Raw genomic sequence first — 19578 nt, 5'->3', positions numbered from 1 at the left:
ATGCGCTTCGACAGCGATGCTGCGACACAGGAGGCCCTACGCGGCCTTCTTCCCGCCGAAACAGAAGAGCCGGAGCCCCCCTCCGCCCCCCTCCTGCCACCGGACCTCCACTACGTCGACGACAGCCAGCCCGGCATTCGACGGCGTTCGTTGCGCGGCCGGTTCATCTATATCGATGCTCGAGGAGAACGCATCCGCGATACCGACGAGATCCGTCGGATCGAGCGCCTGGCGATTCCCCCGGCCTACCGAGATGTCTGGATCTGCTGCGATCCGCAAGGTCACCTGCAAGCCACCGGCCGCGACGCGCGCGGCCGCAAGCAGTACCGCTACCACCCGCGCTGGCGGGAAATCCGCGATGCCAACAAGTACGGGCGCATGCTCCAGTTCGGCCACAGCCTGCCAGCCCTGCGCGCCCAGATCGAAAAGCACCTGGCCCTGCGCAGCCTGTGTCGGGAAAAGATCATGGCCACGGTGGTCGCGCTGCTCGACGCCACGCTGATCCGCATCGGCAACCCGCAGTACGCCCGCGACAACCGCTCTTACGGCCTAACCACCCTGCGCAACCGCCATGTCGAGGTGAAAGGCGCCTCCATTCACTTCCGCTTCCGTGGTAAGAGCGGCGTCGAACACTGCCTTCGCCTCGATCATCCACGTCTGGCGCGGGTCATGCGGCGCTGCCGGGAGTTGCCCGGCCAGCACTTGTTCCAGTACCTGGATGACCAGGGAGAGCGCCGTGCGGTGACGTCCACCGACGTCAACGCCTACCTGCGTGAAATCAGCGGCGCCGATTTCACCGCCAAGGATTACCGGACCTGGGCCGGCAGCGCTCTGGCACTGGCCCGGCTCCGCGAGCAGCCCTGGGAGCCGGAGAGCGAGGCGCGGAAGAATCTGGTGGAGACGGTCAAGGTGGTGGCCAAGACCCTCGGCAACACCCCGGCCGTCTGCCGCAATTGCTATATCCATCCCAGCCTGCTGGATGCTTTCGGTCGGGGCGAACTGGCCCGCTTGCCAAAATCGCGCAAGCGCAAATGGCTGAACCCCGAGGAAGTCGCCCTGCTGCGCTTCCTCGAGCAGCAATCGGAAGATGCATGAGCTGATTTTCTCCTTAGAGCAACTGATCCAATACGTAATACAGCAGGTTGAACGGCTTCTGCCGGTCGGCCTGATCGCTGGTTTCGGAGGCTTCCAGTACCGGGCCGCTACCGTTGAGCACACTGCTGACGAAATCGTCCAGCTCCAGGTCCTGCTCCTGGATATCCGCGTTGGCGAACTCGATGATGCTGGTGCAGTGACTTTCGTTAACCGCCCGGTACTGCGGGAAGTAGCCGCCGAAGTTGCTCAGGTTGGCCAGTTCATTGCGCAGCCGGGCGGTGTCAACATCCCAACGGCCATGGATCAGTGCCTGCTTCGTTGCCAGGTCCGGCGCGTTGATGATGTCGGCATAGAAGCGCTCGTAGGAGTAGGACGAGTAGTTCAGGTCTTTCCAGAAATGGGTGTGCCCCATGCGGTCCCCCGGCAGGTTGGCCGACAGCGCCGAATACAGCGTGCCGAGGTCGTTGAGGTTCAACCCCGGCAAGCGGCTCTGCAGATAAGGCAGCGGTCCGGCGTCCAGTCCCCAGGCCTGGCGGATGAACCCCTGCAGCGGCAGCGATGGATAGTCCTGCGGATTGCCACTGGCGATGGCGCTGAACACCGGACCGGAATCGTCGATGAGGAAGCCGCGGTCCGGCGCGATGTCCTGTCGGATCGCCGCATGGTTGGTCAGGCTGCCCGCCCCGCCGGCGCTGCAACCAGTGGTGAGCATCTGGGTCGGACGTTGCAGGTTGTCCTTCAGCCAGCCGACCACCGCGCGCACGTTGCGCAACCCGTTGTGATGCCAGACCAGAGGCTGCTGCTCCGGGTTCTGCGGGTCCTGGTAGATCGCTACGCGGTCGCCGGAATAGATGTCCCCAGTGCAGTAAGGCACGTAGACCATGTTCCAGTTCTGCGTCTTTACCCGGCTCCAAGGGTGCAGGCGCACGACGAAGGGGCTGACCAGGCTGGCGCCCGGATTCAACAGGGCCATGTAGTCGTCGGGAATGCCGTTCGGGTTGCGCGCACCGCGGATACCGCCCTGCCCGCTACAGCTGGGGTAGTCCCAGCAGGCGCCGCCACCTTCCAGGTAGATGATGGTGTTGCGTGTGTTCGGCACGCGGTTGACGAAGAACTTATAGGGCGAGCCGTTACCGCAGACCGCGCCGGTCTGCGGTGCCAGTTGGATGGTCTGCCAGGCATAGTAGCTGCCCGGGCGGAAGCCGCTGTCGAAACCGGCGGGGTTGGCCAGCAGCGGATATGGCCCGAGCCGTTGTGCCGGCGTGACCGGGTTGTCCGCCGCCGGGGGCGAGACCAGGTTGATCATCGTTTGCCAAGCGCTGTAGTCCCCCGGTTCGGCGCGTAGCGACGCGAACGGAAGCAGCAGCAACGGCAGGACGAAAGCGGACAAGCGGAACGGCTTGGCTGCAGGCATAGCGAATCCCTCTTTTTGTCGTTATGCAGGGTCGACATGCCACAGGCAGCGGCTACCGCGCAGACCCGGGTTTCTCTCCTTGGCAAGGTAAATGGCAGGCGGGAGATTTTAGTACGTTAGTACAGCTTAGAATTCAAAAAATACCGTTTGGCTATAGCGCTCCCTCTCCCCGGGAACGCCGGGTTATGGCGGTGACAGCCCGTCCGCGACCGTAAAACCACGCTGTAACATCTCGCAACCGCTCTATATCAAGGGCTTCGCTGGCATAGGCCCGAGCAAATTTTTCTCGGCAAAAATTTCCTTACCCGGAAAGGCCCGCCTACACTCGAATTGACTCAACCGTTAAGAAACCGATTAGCGTCACTACGATCAAAGAAAAACCGTCCGTTGCCCAAGGAGCATCGGCATGCCTGATGTGGCCAGTTTGTCCCATCACTGGGGCTTTGCAGTTTTTCTTCTGGGGGTCTTCGGCCTCTGTGCGTTCATGCTCGGCGTCTCCAGTCTGCTGGGTAGCAAGGCCTTCGGCCGCAGCAAGAACGTCCCCTTCGAATCCGGGATCGTTCCCACCGGTGGCGCCCGCCTGCGCCTGTCGGCCAAGTTCTACCTGGTCGCGATGCTATTCGTGATCTTCGACGTGGAAGCCCTGTTTCTCTTCGCCTGGGCCGTTTCCGTACGGGAAAGCGGCTGGGCCGGCCTCATCGAGGCAAGCATTTTCATAGCCATTCTGCTGGCGGGTCTTGTCTATCTCTGGCGCATCGGGGCCCTCGACTGGTCTCCCGAATCGCGCCGCAGACGGCAGGCGAAGCTCAAACCTTGAGGCGTGGGTAATGCAATACAAACTCACCAGGATCGATCCCAACGCAGCTAACGCGCAGTACCCAATCGGTGAACGGGAGACCGTGCCCGACCCGCTGGAAAGCCAGGTTCACCGCAACGTTTTCATGGGCAAGCTGGAAGAGGTGCTGCACGGCGCGGTGAACTGGGGCCGCAAGAACTCCCTGTGGCCATACAACTTCGGCCTGTCCTGCTGCTACGTGGAAATGACCACGGCGTTCACCGCTCCTCACGATATCGCCCGCTTCGGCGCCGAGGTGATCCGTGCCTCGCCGCGCCAGGCGGATTTCATGGTCATCGCCGGCACCTGTTTCATCAAGATGGCGCCGGTCATCCAGCGCCTCTACGAGCAGATGCTGGAACCCAAGTGGGTGATTTCCATGGGCTCGTGCGCCAACTCCGGCGGCATGTACGACATCTACTCGGTGGTCCAGGGGGTCGACAAGTTCCTCCCAGTGGACGTCTACGTGCCCGGCTGCCCGCCCCGCCCGGAAGCCTTCCTGCAGGGGCTGATGCTGCTGCAGGAGTCGATCGGAGAGGAGCGCCGGCCGCTGTCCTGGGTGGTCGGGGACCAGGGCATCTACCGCGCCGAAATGCCGTCGCAACGCGAGCAGCGGCGCGAGCAGAGGATCAAGGTCACCCAGTTGCGCAGCCCCGACGAAGTCTGAGCCGGGACCGGCTCCTTACGACGCTGACCGGAAGCAGGTATCCATGACGTCTAGCAGCGCATTGCACACACCGCCGTACCCAGCCTCGCCGCCTGACGTGGTGGTCGAGTTGAAAGCCCGTTTCGGTGCCGAGACCTTTACCGTCCAGGTCACCCGCACCGGCATGCCGGTGCTCTGGGTGCCGCGCGAACAGCTGATCGAAGTACTGCGTTTTCTCCGCCAATTGCCGCAGCCCTACGTCATGCTCTACGACCTGCACGGTGTCGACGAGCGCCTGCGGACCCAGCGCCGGGGGCTTCCCGAGGCGGACTTCAGCGTCTTCTACCACCTGCTCTCGGTGGAACGGAACAGCGATGTGATGATCAAGGTCGCCCTCGCCGAGGGCGATCTGTCGCTGCCCAGCGCCACGTCCATCTGGCCCAACGCCAACTGGTACGAGCGGGAAGTCTGGGACATGTATGGCATCCGCTTCGACGGCCATCCGCACCTGATCCGCATGCTGATGCCGCCGACCTGGGAAGGTCACCCACTGCGCAAGGACTATCCGGCGCGCGCCACCGAGTTCGATCCCTACAGCCTGTCCGCCGCCAAGCAGGACTTGGAACAGGAAGCCCTGCGCTTCAAGCCGGAAGACTGGGGCATGCAGCGCCACGGCGACCACGAGGACTTCATGTTCCTCAACCTCGGCCCGAACCATCCCTCCGCCCACGGCGCCTTCCGCATCATCCTGCAGCTGGATGGCGAGGAAATCGTCGATTGCGTGCCGGAAATCGGCTACCACCACCGCGGCGCCGAGAAAATGGCCGAGCGCCAGTCCTGGCACAGCTTCATCCCCTACACCGACCGCATCGACTACCTCGGCGGGGTAATGAACAACCTGCCCTACGTGCTGGCAGTGGAGAAGCTCGCCGGCATCAAGGTGCCGAGCCGGGTCGACTTCATCCGCGTGATGCTGGCCGAGTTCTTCCGCATCCTGAATCACCTGTTGTACCTGGGCACCTACATCCAGGACGTCGGCGCCATGACGCCAGTGTTCTTCACCTTCACCGACCGCCAGCGCGCCTACCAGGTGGTCGAGGCCATCACCGGCTTCCGCATGCACCCGGCCTGGTTCCGTATCGGCGGCGTAGCCCACGACCTGCCGCGCGGCTGGGACAGGCTGGTGCGCGAGTTCCTCGACTGGATGCCCAAGCGCCTGGCCGAGTATGAGAAGGCCGCGCTAAAGAACAGCATCCTGCGTGGCCGGACCATCGGCGTGGCCCGCTACAACACCCAACAGGCCCTGGAATGGGGCGTCACCGGCGCCGGCCTGCGCGCCACCGGCTTCGACTACGACATCCGCAAGGTTCGTCCCTATTCCGGCTACGAGCACTTCGAATTCGAGGTGCCCCTGGCGGCCAACGGCGACGCCTACGACCGCTGTCTGGTTAAAGTAGGCGAAATGCGCGAAAGCCTGCGCATCATCGAGCAGTGCCTGAAGAACATGCCCGAGGGCCCGTTCAAGGCCGACCATCCGCTGACCACACCGCCGCCGCGCGAACGCATGCTGGAGCACATCGAGACCCTGATCACTCACTTCCTGCAGGTGTCCTGGGGACCGGTGATGCCGGCCAACGAAGCCTTCCAGATGATCGAGGCGACCAAGGGCATCAACAGCTACTACCTGATCAGCGACGGCAGCACCATGAGCTACCGCACGCGCATCCGTACGCCCAGCTTCCCGCACCTGCAGCAGATTCCCGCGGTGATCCGCGGCAGCATGGTGTCGGACCTCATCGCTTACCTGGGCAGCATCGATTTCGTAATGGCCGACGTGGACCGCTGACCATGAGCCAGAACAGCCTGATCCAGACCGACCGCTTCACTCTAAGCGCCGCCGAGCGCGCGGCCATCGAGGCCGAGATGCACCACTACGAGGATGCCCGCGCGGCATCCATCGAAGCGCTGAAGATCGTCCAGCAGCAGCGCGGCTGGGTACCGGATGGCGCCATCCCGGCCGTGGCCGAGGTGCTGGGCATCCCGGCCAGCGACGTCGAAGGCGTCGCCACCTTCTACAGCCAGATTTTCCGCCAGCCGGTGGGCCGTCACATCATCCGTCTGTGCGACAGCATGGTCTGCTACATCAACGGCCACGAGACGATCCAGGCCGCGCTGGAGAAAGAGCTTGGAATCGGCCTTGGCCAGACCACCCCCGACGGCCGTTTCACCCTGTTGCCGGTGTGCTGCCTGGGCAACTGCGACAAGAGCCCGACGCTGATGGTGGACGACGACACCCACAGCCATCTGGACACCGCGGCCATCGCCCGGCTGCTGGAGGCCTACCCATGAGCTGCGTGTCCCTTTCCACGGCCAACCGGGTGCCGCGCAGCGCGGAAACCCATCCGCTGACCTGGCGCCTGCGCGACGACGGTGAACCGGTCTGGCTGGACGAGTACCAGGCGCGGGACGGTTACACCGCCGCGCGCAAGGCGCTGACTTCCCTGAGCCCGGACGAGATCGTCCAGCAGGTCAAGGACGCGGGGCTAAAGGGCCGGGGCGGTGCCGGCTTCCCCACCGGAGTGAAGTGGGGCCTGATGCCCAAGGACGAATCGCTGAACCTGCGTTACCTGCTGTGCAATGCCGACGAAATGGAGCCGAACACCTATAAGGATCGGCTGCTGATGGAGCAACTGCCGCACCTGCTGATCGAGGGCATGCTGATCAGCGCGCGGGCGCTCAAGGCCTACCGTGGCTACATCTTCCTGCGCGGCGAGTACGTCGACGCGGCGCGCACCCTGCGCCGTGCGGTGGAAGAAGCACGGGCGGCAGGGTTGATCGGGCGAAATATTCTCGGCTCGGGTTTCGACTTCGAACTCTTCGTGCACACCGGCGCCGGCCGCTACATCTGTGGCGAGGAAACCGCGCTGATCAACTCCCTGGAAGGACGCCGCGCCAATCCGCGCTCCAAACCGCCGTTCCCCGCCGCCGTCGGCGTATGGGGCAAGCCGACCTGCGTGAACAACGTGGAAACCCTGTGCAACGTGCCGGCGATCATCGGCAACGGGGTGGACTGGTACAAGGCCCTCGCCCGCCCCGGCAGCGAAGACATGGGCACCAAGTTGATGGGCTTCTCCGGCAAGGTGAAGAGCCCCGGCCTGTGGGAGCTGCCATTCGGCATTAGTGCCCGCGAACTGTTCGAGGAACATGCCGGCGGCATGCGCGACGGCTATCGCCTGAAAGCCTGGCAACCTGGCGGGGCCGGCACTGGGTTCCTGTTGCCGGGGCACTTGGATACCCCGCTTTATGCAGCCGGCGTCGCCAAGGTCGGCACCCGCATGGGCACCGGGCTGGCCATGGCGGTGGACGAGACGGTCAACATGGTCGGCCTGCTGCGCAACATGGAAGAGTTCTTCTCCCGCGAATCCTGCGGCTTTTGCACGCCCTGCCGCGATGGGTTGCCATGGAGCGTGAAGCTGTTGCGCGCACTGGAGCGCGGCGAAGGCCAGCCCGGCGACATCGAGATTCTGGAACAACTGTGCGACTTCCTCGGCCCCGGCAAGACCTTTTGCGCCCACGCACCGGGCGCGGTGGAGCCGCTGGCCAGTGCTATCAAGTATTTCCGACCGGAGTTCGAAGCGGGCATCGCCCGGCTGGAGGCGGTCGGCGTGTAAAGCGGGGCCCCTCCGCACGGAGGGAATACGAACGACGGCCCGCGATGCGGGCCCTACGACGAAACCGGGAACCATGGCCACCATCCACGTAGACGGCAAATCGTTCGAAGTCGACGGAGCGGACAACCTGCTGCAGGCCTGCCTGTCGCTGGGGCTGGACATCCCCTACTTCTGCTGGCACCCGGCGCTGGGCAGCGTCGGCGCCTGCCGTCAGTGTGCGGTCAAGCAGTTCAGCGACGAGAACGACAAACGCGGCCGCCTGGTGATGTCCTGCATGACCCCCGCCAGCGACAACACCTGGATCTCCATCGACGACGAGGAAGCCAAGACCTTCCGCGCCAGCGTGGTGGAGTGGCTGATGACCAACCACCCGCACGACTGCCCGGTATGCGAGGAAGGCGGCCATTGCCACCTGCAGGACGTCACCGTGATGACCGGCCACAACCGCCGGCGCTACCGCTTCGCCAAGCGCACCCACGAAAACCAGGACCTCGGCCCCTTCATCGCCCACGAGATGAACCGCTGCATCGCCTGCTACCGTTGCGTGCGCTACTACAAGGACTACGCCGGTGGCACCGATCTCGGCGTGTTCGGCGCCCACGAGAACGTCTACTTCGGCCGGGTCGAGGATGGCGTACTGGAAAGCGAGTTCTCCGGCAACCTCACCGAGGTCTGCCCGACCGGTGTGTTCACCGACAAGACCCATTCCGAACGCTACAACCGCAAGTGGGACATGCAGTTCGCCCCGAGCATCTGCCACGGCTGCTCGTCCGGCTGCAACATCAGCCCCGGCGAACGCTACGGCGAGCTGCGCCGCATCGAGAACCGCTACAACGGCTCGGTGAATCACTATTTCCTCTGCGACCGCGGTCGCTTCGGCTACGGCTATGTCAACCGCCGCGACCGCCCGCGCCAGCCGCTATTCGATGGCCACACCCTGGGTCTCGACGCGGCGGTGGACAAGGCTGCCGAGCTGCTTGCTGGCAAGCGGGTGATCGGTATCGGCTCGCCACGCGCCAGCCTGGAAAGCAACTTCGCCCTGCGCGAACTGGTCGGCGAGGAGAACTTCTCCTGCGGCATCGGCGCCATCGAACTGGATCTCCTGCGACTGACCCTCGACATCCAGCGCAACAGCCCGCTGCCCATCGCTTCGATCCGTGAGATGGAGGACCACGACGTCGTCTTCGTCCTCGGCGAAGACCTGACCCAAACCGCCGCGCGCATCGCCCTCGCCCTGCGCCAGACGGTCAAGGGCAAGGCTGAAGCCATGGCCGCCGCGATGAAGCTGCAGCCCTGGCTGAACGCCGCGGTGCAGAACATCGGCCAGCACGAACTGTACCCGCTGTTCATCGCCAGCCTGGAGGAAACCCGCCTCGACGACGTGGCCAAGGAATGCGTGCACGCCGCACCGGAAGACCTCGCCCGCCTCGGCTTCGCCGTGGCCCATGCGCTGGATGCGGGGGCGCCGGCGGTGACCGGCCTGGAGCCGGACGCCGAAGCGCTGGCCCGACGCATTGCCGATGCGCTGCTGGCGGCGCAGCGTCCGCTGCTGATCTCCGGCATGTCCCTTGGCAACGCGGCGCTCATCGAAGCCACAGCCAACATCGCCAAAGCCCTGCACCAGCGCGGCAAGGCGGGCTCGATCAGCTTGGTCGTCCCGGAAGCTAACAGCCTGGGGTTGGCCTTGGTCGGCGGAATGTCGCTGGACGAAGCCTTGCAGCGTTCCAGCGATGGCCATGCCGACGCCCTGGTGGTGCTGGAAAACGATCTCTACCGCCGCGCAGACCGCGCGCGGGTGGATGCCGCCTTGCAAGCAGCCCGTCCGGTCATCGTGCTCGATCACCAGCGCACTCCTACCGCCGAGCGCGCCCACCTGCTGCTACCGGCCGCCAGCTTCGCCGAAGGCGATGGCACCCTGGTCAGCCAGGAAGGCCGCGCGCAACGCTTCTTTCAGGTGTTCGACCCGACCTACTACGACGCCGGCAATCTGATCCGGGAAAGCTGGCGCTGGCTGCACGCCGTGCACAGCACGCTGCAAGGCAAACCAGTGGACTGGACCCAGCTCGACCAGGTCACCGATGCCTGCGCCAATGCGCTACCGGCCCTGGCCGGCATCCGCGACGCGGCGCCCAAAGCCAGCTTCCGCATCAAAGGTCTCAAGCTGGCGCGCGAACCGCACCGCTACAGCGGTCGCACCGCCATGCGCGCCAATATCAGCGTGCACGAGCCGCGCACACCGCAGGACAGCGACACGCCCTTCGCCTTCTCCATGGAGGGCTACGCCGGCGCCGCGCTGCCACGCCAGCAGATCCCGTTCGCCTGGTCGCCGGGCTGGAACTCGCCGCAGGCCTGGAACAAATTCCAGGACGAAGTGGGCGGCCATCTGCGGGCCGGCGATCCCGGAATACGCCTGATCGAGCCCCACGGTGATGGCCTCGGCTGGTTCACCGCGCCGACCGCCTTCGAACCCCAGCCCGGCCGCTGGCGGGTGGCCCCGCTCCATCACCTGTTCGGCAGCGAGGAAACCTCTGCGCGTGCCGCGCCGATCCGGGAGCGCATATGCGCATCCTATGTGGCATTGTCCGAAGCCGATGCGGCGCGCCTTGGCGTGAACGACGGCGCCTGGCTCAGGCTGACCCTCGACGGCCGGACGCTGCGCCTGCCGCTGCGCATAAGCCAGGAACTGAGTGAGGGGCTGGTCGGGCTGCCGGCCGGCTTCGACGGTATTCCGCCGCTCACCGGGCAATGGGCGACCGAGCTGCAGGAGGCCACGCAATGAGCTGGCTGACTGCGGACGTGATCGCCGTGCTGGTGGCCGTGCTCAAAGCCATCGTCATCCTCCTGGTGGTGGTGGTCACCGGTGCCCTGCTGAGCTGGGTGGAGCGGCGCCTGCTCGGGCTCTGGCAGGACCGCTATGGGCCGAACCGGGTCGGTCCGTTCGGTGCTTTCCAGCTCGGTGCGGACATGATCAAGATGTTCTTCAAGGAGGACTGGACGCCGCCGTTCGCCGACCGGCTGATCTTCACCCTGGCCCCCATCGTCGCCATGAGTGCGCTGCTGATCGCCTTCGCCGTGGTGCCGGTGACACCGACCTGGGGCGTCGCCGATCTGAATATCGGCCTGCTGTTCTTCTTCGGCATGGCCGGCCTGGCGGTCTACGCGGTGCTCTTCGCCGGCTGGTCGAGCAACAACAAGTTCGCCCTGCTCGGCGCTCTACGCGCGTCGGCGCAGACGCTCTCCTACGAGGTGTTCATGGGCCTGGCGCTGATGGGCGTGGTGGCCCAGGCCGGTTCCTTCAACATGCGCGACATCGTCCAAGCCCAGGCGGATGGCGTGTGGTTCATCCTTCCGCAGTTCCTCGGCTTCGCTACCTTTTTCATCGCCGGCGTCGCGGTGACGCACCGTCACCCGTTCGACCAGCCGGAAGCGGAACAGGAGCTGGCCGACGGGTATCACATCGAATACGCCGGCATGAAATGGGGCATGTTCTTCGTTGGCGAGTACATCGGCATCGTGCTCATCTCTGCGCTGCTTGTGACCTTGTTCTTCGGCGGCTGGCACGGGCCGTTCGGCCTCCTGCCCTCACTGTCCTTCGTCTGGTTCGCGCTTAAGACGGCGTTCTTCATCATGCTGTTCATCCTGCTACGCGCTTCGGTGCCGCGGCCGCGCTACGACCAGGTGATGGCGTTCAGTTGGAAAGTTTGTCTGCCGCTGACCCTGATCAACCTGCTGGTGACCGGTGCCTTCGTGCTGGCTGCCCGCTGAGGAGACGGAGATGAAAGAAATCCTGCATATTCTCCACGGCACTTACACCCAGTTGCGCAGCCTGGTGATGATCTTTTCCCACGCCTTCCGCAAGCGCGACACCCTGCAGTATCCGGAAGAGCCGGTGTACCTGCCGCCCCGCTACCGTGGCCGCATCGTCCTGACCCGCGACCCCGACGGCGAGGAGCGCTGCGTGGCCTGCAACCTCTGCGCGGTGGCCTGCCCGGTGGCCTGCATCTCCCTGCAGAAGGCGGAAAAGCCCGACGGCCGCTGGTACCCGGAATTCTTCCGCATCAACTTCTCCCGCTGCATCTTCTGCGGCCTGTGCGAGGAAGCCTGCCCGACCAGTGCCATCCAGCTCACGCCGGACTTCGAGATGTGCGAGTACGACCGCCAGCAACTGGTGTACGAAAAGGAAGACCTGCTCATCTCCGGGCCGGGCAAGGACCACGGCTACAACTTCTACCGCGTAGCCGGCATGGCCATCGCCGGCAAGCCCAAGGGCGCTGCGAAGAACGAGGCGGAGCCGGTGAATGTGAAGGGGTTGATGCCATGAGGCGGGCGTCGGGTCTTGGGTTTTCGGGCTGGATAGTTGGGACGGTACCTGGGCTTGTTCGGAGTGGGATTGAGGTTCTTCGTCTGCCGGGAGTCCGTCCCCTCACCCCAACCCTCTCCCCAGAGGGGCGAGAGAGTTGGTATGTGCAGTCCGGTAGTACGATGTATGACTCTCCTCCGGCCTGCGGGCCCTGCCCAAAGGAATCCAGGCACGGATGGAGCAATCCCACTCGGATACCCCTTCGCCCCATTGGGGAGAGGGCTGGGGTGAGGGGGCGGAGCATCGCCTTACACACAAACAAGGCCACCCTCCATCCACTACCCTGCCTATGCCAGCAGGCGAACGCCCATAAGCCCTACCCTGTCTCCATGCCAAGGAGCGCCTGATGCAATTCGCCTTCTACTTCTCGGCCGGCATCGCCTTCCTCGCCACCTTGCGGGTGATCACTCACACCAACCCGGTGCATGCCCTGCTCTACCTGATCGTCTCGCTGCTGGCGGTGTCCATGTGCTTCTTCGCACTCGGTGCACCCTTCGCCGGGGTGCTGGAGATCATCGTCTACGCCGGGGCGATCATGGTGCTGTTCGTCTTCGTGGTGATGATGCTCAACCTCGGCCAGGCGGCCATCGAGCAGGAACGTCGCTGGCTCCGTCCGGGTATGTGGATCGGTCCGGCGCTGCTCTCCCTGCTGCTGTTCGGCGAACTGACCTGGGTATTGGTGAAGGGCTACCTGGGCATACCGGCCGGGCTGGAAACCGTCGATGCCAAGGCAGTCGGGATCAGCCTGTATGGACCTTACCTATTGGCGGTGGAGCTAGCCTCCATGCTGCTGCTCGCCGCACTGGTTGCCGCCTACCACCTCGGACGCCACGAGGCGAAGGAGTAATTCATGCCCGGATTGCCCATGGAACACGGCCTTGCAGTCGCCGGCCTGCTCTTCAGCCTGGGGCTGGTCGGCCTGCTGGTACGGCGCAACATTCTGTTCGTACTGATGAGCCTGGAGATCATGATGAACGCCGCCGCCCTCGCCTTCGTCGTGGCCGGTAGCCGCTGGGCCCAGGCCGACGGGCAGATCATGTTCGTCCTGGTGCTCAGCCTGGCCGCGGCCGAGGCCAGCATCGGGCTGGCGATCCTGCTTCAGCTCTATCGCCGTTTCGACACCCTGGATATCGACGCTGCCAGCGAGATGCGCGGATGAACCTGCTCTTTCTGTCCATTGCCTTTCCCCTGCTCGGCTTCGTCGTCCTGGCGCTATCCCGTGGGCGTCTGTCGGAAAACCTCGCGGCGCTGATCGGCGTCGGTTCGGTGGGGCTGTCGGCGCTGGTGGCGCTGTATGCCGGCTGGCAGTTCCTCGCAGCGGGTGGCGCTCCCCATGTGCAGATACTCTGGCAATGGCTGGTGGTGGAGGACTTCCGCCCTGCAGTCGCCCTGCATCTCGATGGCCTGTCGCTGACCATGCTCGGCGTGGTGACCGGCGTCGGCTTCCTGATCCACCTGTTCGCCTCCTGGTACATGCGCGGCGAGGAAGGCTACTCACGCTTCTTCGCCTACATGAACCTGTTCGTCGCCAGCATGCTGTTCCTGGTTCTGGCCGATAACCTGCTGCTGCTCTACCTCGGCTGGGAAGGCGTGGGCCTGTGCAGCTACCTGTTGATCGGCTTCTACTACAGCAACCCGGCCAATGGCGCGGCGGCGCTGAAGGCGTTCATCGTCACCCGCGTCGGCGATGTGTTCATGGCCATCGGCCTGTTCATCCTCTTCCACGCGCTTGGCACCCTGCACATCCAAGAGCTATTGACCCTGGCGCCACAACGCTTCGCCAGCGGCGATCCGCAACTGACCCTGGCCACGCTGTTGCTGCTCGGCGGGGCGGTCGGCAAGTCCGCGCAATTGCCGTTGCAGACCTGGCTGGCCGACGCCATGGCCGGCCCGACGCCGGTTTCCGCCTTGATCCACGCGGCGACCATGGTGACTGCCGGCGTCTACCTGATCGCCCGCTGCCACGGCCTATTCAGCCTGGCGCCGGCGACACTGGAGCTGGTCGGCATCGTCGGCGCGTTGACGCTGCTGTTGGCCGGCTTCGCCGCCCTGGTGCAGACCGATATCAAGCGTATCCTCGCCTACTCCACCATGAGCCAGATCGGCTACATGTTCCTCGCCCTCGGCGTCGGCGCCTGGAGCGGCGCGATCTTCCATCTGATGACCCATGCTTTCTTCAAGGCCCTGCTGTTCCTCGCCTCCGGTGCTGTGATCCTTGCCTGCCACCATGAGCAGAACATCTTCAAGATGGGCGGCCTGCGCCGGCCGCTGCCGCTGGCCTACGCCTGCTTTCTCGTTGGAGGCTCGGCGCTGGCGGCATTGCCGTTCATTACCGCCGGTTTTTACTCGAAGGATGAGATCCTCTGGGAAGCCTTCGCCAGCGGTCATCGGACCCTGCTGTTGGTGGGCCTGATCGGCGCCTTCCTCACCTCGCTGTACACCTTCCGCCTGATCTTCATCGCCTTCCACGGCGAAGCGAAGACCGAGGTCCATGCAGGCCACGGCGTCAGCCACTGGCTACCGCTGGGCGTACTGCTGGTGCTGTCCACGTTCATCGGTGCGCTGATCCACCCACCGCTGGCCACGGTGCTGCCAACCAGTGCGGGGGAAGCCGGCGGCGAGGCCAAGCACAGTCTGGAACTACTGTCCGGCGTGATCGCGGTATCCGGCATCGTCCTGGCCGCCCTGCTCTTCCTCGGCCAACGGCGGTTCGTCACGCGCCTCGCAGAAAGCGCTCCGGGCCGCTTCTTCGCTGCTTGGTGGTATGCCGCCTGGGGCTTCGACTGGCTCTACGACAGGCTGTTCGTGCAGCCCTACCTGTTGCTCTGCCGATTGCTCGGGCGCGACCCGTTCGACCGGGGCATCACCCAGATTCCGAAGCTGGCGAAAGGCGGCAACCGGCTGATGAGCCAGACCGAAAGCGGCCGCTTGCGCTGGTACGCCGCTTCCCTGGCCGGCGGCGCGGTCCTGCTGCTCGGCGCTCTGGCGTTGGTGTAGACATGAACATGGGCCGGCGAGCGACCGCCATTGGCGACACGGACTGAACGGAGAACGAGCCCGAGATGATTCTGCCCTGGCTGATCCTGATCCCCTTCATCGGCGGCCTGCTCTGCTGGCTGGCCGAGCGCTTCAGCCTCACCCTGCCGCGCTGGCTGGCGCTGGCCACCATGACGCTGGTGCTGCTGCTCGGCCTCTGGCTGTGGAGCCAGGGCGAATTCCACCTCGCGCCCACACCCGGCGACGGGCAGGCCTGGGAACTGGAATTCAAGTACCCGTGGATTCAGCGCTTCGGCATCAACCTGCACCTGGCCCTGGACGGACTGTCGCTGCTGATGATCCTGCTCACCGGCCTGCTCGGCGTGCTCTCGGTGCTCTGCTCGTGGAAGGAAATCCAGAAGCACGTCGGCTTCTTCCACCTGAACCTGATGTGGATTCTCGGCGGCGTGATCGGGGTATTCCTCGCCCTCGACCTGTTCCTGTTCTTTTTCTTCTGGGAAATGATGCTGGTGCCGATGTACTTCCTCATTGCGCTCTGGGGGCACAGCGCGGAGGACGGGCGGAGTTCGCGGATCAACGCGGCGACCAAGTTCTTCATCTTCACCCAGGCCAGCGGTCTGATCATGCTGGTGGCGATCCTCGGTCTGGTGTTCGTCAACTTCAACGACACCGGCGTGCTCACCTTCGATTATTCGCTGCTGCTGCAAGCCAACCTCTCCCCCGGCACCGAGTACCTGCTGATGCTTGGCTTCTTCGTCGCCTTCGCGGTGAAGCTGCCGGTGGTGCCGGTGCACTCCTGGCTGCCCGATGCCCATGCCCAGGCCCCCACCGCCGGTTCGGTGGACCTCGCCGGCATCCTCCTGAAGACCGCCGCCTACGGCCTGCTCCGCTTCGGCGTGCCGCTGTTTCCCAACGCCTCGGCGGAATTCGCGCCGATCGCCATGTGGCTCGGCTTGCTCGGCATCGTCTATGGCGCCCTGCTGGCCTTCGCCCAGACCGACATCAAGCGGCAGGTGGCGTACACCAGCGTGTCGCACATGGGCTTCGTGCTGATCGGCATCTACTCCGGCAATCCGTTGGCACTGCAGGGCGTGGTGGTGCAGATGGTCGCCCACGGCCTGTCCGCCGCCGCGCTGTTCATCCTCTGCGGCCAGCTCTACGAACGCCTGCATACCCGCGACATGCGCCAGATGGGCGGGCTCTGGGGCCGGTTGAACTATCTGCCGGGGGTAATGCTGTTCTTCTCCGCCGCCTCCCTCGGGCTGCCTGGCACAGGCAACTTCATCGGCGAATTTCTCATTCTGCTGGGCAGCTTCCAAGCGGTCCCCCTCGTCGCGGCCCTCGCCACCGGCGGGCTGGTGCTGGCCTCGATCTACTCGCTGATCGTGATGCAGCGCGCCTTCTACGGTCCCGCCCGCGACGAGTCCGCGCTGGTCGGGCTGAACGGCCGCGAGCAGGCCATGATGTTCGGCCTGATCGGCCTGCTGGTACTGCTCGGCCTCTATCCGCAGCCGCTGCTGGACACCTCGGCGGCCAGCATGCACGGCGTCCAGCAGTGGCTGGGCGCGGCCCTCTCTCAACTGGTTTCGACCCGGTAGTCAGCGCATGGACCTGAGCACTCCCCACTTCGTCGCCCTGCTGCCTCTGCTGGTGCTGTCCGCCACCATCGTCGCGGTGATGCTGGCCATCGCCTGGCGGCGGCACCACAGCCTCACGTTCGTGCTGTCGGTGATCGGCCTGAACCTCTCGCTGCTGTCGGTCATCCCGGCGCTGGGCGTGGCGCCCCTGGAAGTCACGCCCCTGCTGCTGGTGGACCGCTTCGCCTGCTTCTACATGGCCTTGGTGCTGGTCGCCACCCTCGCCTGCCTGACCCTGGCCCATGCCTACCTCGGCGACTCCGGCCGTTCCGGCTATCCGGGCAACCGCGAGGAGTTCTATCTGCTGATGCTGCTGGCCGCCGCCGGTGGCCTGGTGCTGGTCAGCGCGCAGCACCTGGCTGGATTGTTCATCGGCCTGGAGCTGCTGTCGGTGCCCACTTACGGCCTGGTCGCCTACGCCTTCTTCAACCGGCATTCGCTGGAAGCCGGCATCAAGTACATGGTGCTGTCCGCCGCCGGTTCGGCCTTTCTGTTGTTCGGCATGGCGCTGCTCTATGCCGGGTCCGGCACACTGGGCTTCACCGGTGTCGGCGCAACGCTGGAAAGCACTGCCGGAACCGCCCCGCTGATCCAGATCGGCATGGGCATGCTGTTGGTCGGGCTGGCGTTCAAGCTGTCGCTGGTGCCCTTCCATCTGTGGACGCCGGATGTCTACCAAGGCGCACCGGCGCCCGTCACCGCGTTTCTCGCCACGGCCAGCAAGGTGGCGGTATTCGCCGCGCTGCTTCGGCTGTTCCAGCTCGCCCCGGCCGGCGCCAACCCCTGGCTGCACGATCTGCTGGCGCTGATCGCCATCGCCTCGATCCTAATCGGCAACCTGCTGGCGCTGCTGCAAAGCAACCTCAAGCGGCTGCTCGGCTACTCCTCCATCGCCCACTTCGGCTATCTGCTGGTGGCGCTGGTGGCCAGCCAGGGCCTGGCGGTGGAAGCCGTGAGCGTCTACCTGCTGACCTATGTGCTCACCAGCCTCGGCGCGTTCGGCGTGATCACCCTGATGTCGACCCCCTACAGCGGTCGCGATGCCGATGCCCTGTACGAGTATCGCGGGTTGTTCTGGCGCCGCCCGTATCTGACCGCGGTGCTGACCGTGATGATGCTTTCACTCGCCGGCATCCCGCTCACCGCCGGGTTCATCGGCAAGTTCTACCTGGTCGCAGTGGGTGTCGAGGCGCGGCTCTGGTGGCTGATCGGGGCATTGGTGCTGGGCAGCGCGATAGGCCTGTTCTACTACCTGCGGGTCATGGTGACGCTGTTCCTGCTCGAACCCAACCTGCGCCGCCATGATGCGCCGTTCAACTGGGGTCAGCGGGCCGGGGGCATCATGTTGCTGGCGATCGCTGTGCTGGCATTCTTCCTTGGTGTCTATCCGCAGCCATTGCTGGAGCTGGCGCGGCAGGCCGGTATCGCCGCCCTCGGCTGAGGCAAATCAGGATGTGATGATGCGGTCGCTCTTACCATCGGTGAACAGGCCCCAGCAGGATACGAACAAGGCCGCGATCAGTGGGCCGATGACGAATCCGTTGAGGCCGAACAGGCTCAGCCCACCGAGCGTAGAGATCAGCACCAGATAGTCCGGCATTCGAGTGTCCTTACCCACCAGGATCGGCCGCAGGATGTTATCTACCAGGCCGATCACGCAGATCCCAAACAAGGCCAGTACCATACCCTTCCACAACGCGCCGCTGAGCAGGAAGTACACCGCCACCGGAGCCCAAACCAGGCCGGCGCCAATGGCCGGCAGCAGCGAAAGAAACGCCATCAGCACGCCCCAGAGCAAGGCGCTGGGAATACCAAGGACCATAAAGATCAGCCCACCCAGCGCTCCCTGGGCCGCTGCCACCACAATGTTGCCTTTCACCGTGGCCCGTACCACTCGGGTGAATTTACTGAACAGCCGGCGCTTCTGCGCTTCGCTGAGGGGAATGGCGCGCTTGATCTGCCCACTTAGTTCGCCGCCGTCGCGGATGAAGAAGAACAGCAGGTAAAGCATGACGAAGAAGCCGACCACGAACTGGAAGGTGTCCTGGCCGAAATTGAACGCCTTGGTGGCAAGGAACTGACTGCCCTGCAACGCCCCGCTAGACATCTTGTCACGCAAACTACCGAGGTCGTTCAAGCCGAGACGGTCGAGCATCTGGCGAATGGTCAATGGCAGCATATCTTTCATCTGCCCAAGGAAAGCGCCAATATCTAGCTCCCCGCTTTCGATGCGCTTGTACAGGCTGGCCCCTTCCTGCACCACCAGACCGGTCACGATCATCATCGGCACCACAGCCAGCAGCACGCAGACCGTCAGGGTGAGCAAAGCGCTCAAGTTGCTGCGGCTGTGGAAGCGCCGATAGAGGCGACGTTGGAGAGGCGCAAATAGGATGGCAAGTACCGCCGCCCAGAACACCGCACCGGAGAATGGCAGCAGTACCCAGCCAAACGCTACGGAAACCGCAACCAGCAGCAAAAGAAAAGTCTTGTGTTCCAGACTTGAATTAGACATCGGACTCGCTACGGAAAGAGTGGCTCTCTCCGTTTAGTCAACGAACGGCCGAACGAGTGCCAAGACGGGAACGGCGGAGCGACATGACCGCGCACCAGAGACTAGGACGAGGCCTGAAAAGCGTTTGGCCAGGGGCTGTAGAAGTGGCGTGCTCGACGGTGAAGGAGCCGGAGCAGCGAAGAGATCGTTGGAGAAAGCCCAAGATACTGACCAATATCCAATCGCCGGCCTGTCGCGGCCTTTGCAGCCCTCGTTATCGGCAATGCCGTTTCGTTGAGTTTTTCCAGGCGCAAAGACAAACCCCAACCCGATTGCTCGGATTGGGGGTTTGGGATAGGTGCTTGACGATGACCTACTCTCACATGGGGAAACCCCACACTACCATCGGCGATGCGTCGTTTCACTACTGAG

16 protein-coding genes are annotated in these 19578 nt (G+C 64.4%); 14 read left to right on the top strand and 2 right to left on the bottom strand.

Annotation, left to right across the window (positions count from 1 at the left end):
• Positions 1-1095 carry a DNA topoisomerase IB gene (locus BZL41_RS20960; RefSeq protein WP_095601061.1) on the top strand — a complete coding sequence of 365 codons (1095 nt, stop codon included), beginning with the start codon at positions 1-3 and terminating at the stop codon, positions 1093-1095.
• A gap of 13 nt (positions 1096-1108) precedes the next feature.
• Here BZL41_RS20960 and BZL41_RS20955 read toward each other — a convergent pair whose 3' ends face one another.
• On the bottom strand, positions 1109-2509 hold the full coding sequence (locus tag BZL41_RS20955; protein WP_095601060.1) for a pectin acetylesterase-family hydrolase: 1401 nt from the start codon (positions 2507-2509) through the stop codon (positions 1109-1111).
• A 406-nt stretch (positions 2510-2915) separates the two neighbouring features.
• Here BZL41_RS20955 and BZL41_RS20950 point away from each other — a divergent pair, with 406 nt between their 5' ends.
• From BZL41_RS20950 to nuoN, 13 genes are all read left to right on the top strand, one after another.
• The gene (locus BZL41_RS20950) at positions 2916-3326 is read left to right on the top strand and encodes an NADH-quinone oxidoreductase subunit A (protein WP_095601059.1); all 411 of its coding nucleotides are present in this window, start codon (positions 2916-2918) and stop codon (positions 3324-3326) included.
• A gap of 10 nt (positions 3327-3336) precedes the next feature.
• Positions 3337-4011 (top strand): NADH-quinone oxidoreductase subunit B family protein, encoded by a 675-nt coding sequence (locus tag BZL41_RS20945; RefSeq protein ID WP_084338496.1) that lies wholly within the window; start codon positions 3337-3339, stop codon positions 4009-4011.
• A gap of 43 nt (positions 4012-4054) precedes the next feature.
• A complete protein-coding gene (gene nuoC / locus BZL41_RS20940) occupies positions 4055-5836 on the top strand; it encodes an NADH-quinone oxidoreductase subunit C/D (RefSeq protein WP_095601058.1) in 1782 nt (593 codons plus the stop codon).
• A gap of 2 nt (positions 5837-5838) precedes the next feature.
• Positions 5839-6339: an NADH-quinone oxidoreductase subunit NuoE gene (nuoE, locus tag BZL41_RS20935; protein ID WP_095601057.1), complete on the top strand. Its 501-nt coding sequence runs from the start codon at positions 5839-5841 to the stop codon at positions 6337-6339.
• Positions 6336-7661: an NADH-quinone oxidoreductase subunit NuoF gene (gene nuoF, locus BZL41_RS20930; protein WP_095601056.1), complete on the top strand. Its 1326-nt coding sequence runs from the start codon at positions 6336-6338 to the stop codon at positions 7659-7661. The genes nuoE and nuoF overlap by 4 nt, the downstream gene beginning before the upstream one ends.
• A gap of 73 nt (positions 7662-7734) precedes the next feature.
• Positions 7735-10440, top strand: a complete 2706-nt coding sequence (gene nuoG, locus BZL41_RS20925; RefSeq protein WP_095601055.1) for an NADH-quinone oxidoreductase subunit NuoG — start codon at positions 7735-7737, stop codon at positions 10438-10440.
• Positions 10437-11426, top strand: a complete 990-nt coding sequence (gene nuoH / locus BZL41_RS20920) for an NADH-quinone oxidoreductase subunit NuoH (RefSeq protein ID WP_095601054.1) — start codon at positions 10437-10439, stop codon at positions 11424-11426. The genes nuoG and nuoH overlap by 4 nt, the downstream gene beginning before the upstream one ends.
• 10 nt (positions 11427-11436) lie before the next feature.
• Positions 11437-11982 carry an NADH-quinone oxidoreductase subunit NuoI gene (gene nuoI / locus BZL41_RS20915; RefSeq protein ID WP_095601053.1) on the top strand — a complete coding sequence of 182 codons (546 nt, stop codon included), beginning with the start codon at positions 11437-11439 and terminating at the stop codon, positions 11980-11982.
• 385 nt (positions 11983-12367) lie between these two features.
• Positions 12368-12868, top strand: a complete 501-nt coding sequence (gene nuoJ, locus BZL41_RS20910; RefSeq protein WP_095601052.1) for an NADH-quinone oxidoreductase subunit J — start codon at positions 12368-12370, stop codon at positions 12866-12868.
• 3 nt (positions 12869-12871) lie between these two features.
• A complete protein-coding gene (gene nuoK / locus BZL41_RS20905; RefSeq protein WP_095601051.1) occupies positions 12872-13180 on the top strand; it encodes an NADH-quinone oxidoreductase subunit NuoK in 309 nt (102 codons plus the stop codon).
• Positions 13177-15018 (top strand): NADH-quinone oxidoreductase subunit L, encoded by a 1842-nt coding sequence (nuoL, locus tag BZL41_RS20900; protein WP_095601050.1) that lies wholly within the window; start codon positions 13177-13179, stop codon positions 15016-15018. Before nuoK ends, nuoL begins: the two co-directional genes overlap by 4 nt.
• A gap of 65 nt (positions 15019-15083) precedes the next feature.
• The gene (nuoM, locus tag BZL41_RS20895; protein ID WP_095601049.1) at positions 15084-16616 is read left to right on the top strand and encodes an NADH-quinone oxidoreductase subunit M; all 1533 of its coding nucleotides are present in this window, start codon (positions 15084-15086) and stop codon (positions 16614-16616) included.
• A gap of 7 nt (positions 16617-16623) precedes the next feature.
• The gene (nuoN, locus tag BZL41_RS20890; RefSeq protein WP_095601048.1) at positions 16624-18096 is read left to right on the top strand and encodes an NADH-quinone oxidoreductase subunit NuoN; all 1473 of its coding nucleotides are present in this window, start codon (positions 16624-16626) and stop codon (positions 18094-18096) included.
• A gap of 6 nt (positions 18097-18102) precedes the next feature.
• On the opposite strand, the gene BZL41_RS20885 is transcribed toward nuoN, so the two are convergent.
• Positions 18103-19167 carry an AI-2E family transporter gene (locus BZL41_RS20885; protein WP_095601047.1) on the bottom strand — a complete coding sequence of 355 codons (1065 nt, stop codon included), beginning with the start codon at positions 19165-19167 and terminating at the stop codon, positions 18103-18105.
• Between the last annotated feature and the right edge of the window lie 411 nt (positions 19168-19578).

The organism is Pseudomonas sp. PIC25 (assembly GCF_002286785.1).
Lineage (GTDB): Bacteria > Pseudomonadota > Gammaproteobacteria > Pseudomonadales > Pseudomonadaceae > Pseudomonas_M.
This window is presented reverse-complemented; position numbering and strand designations above follow the sequence as displayed.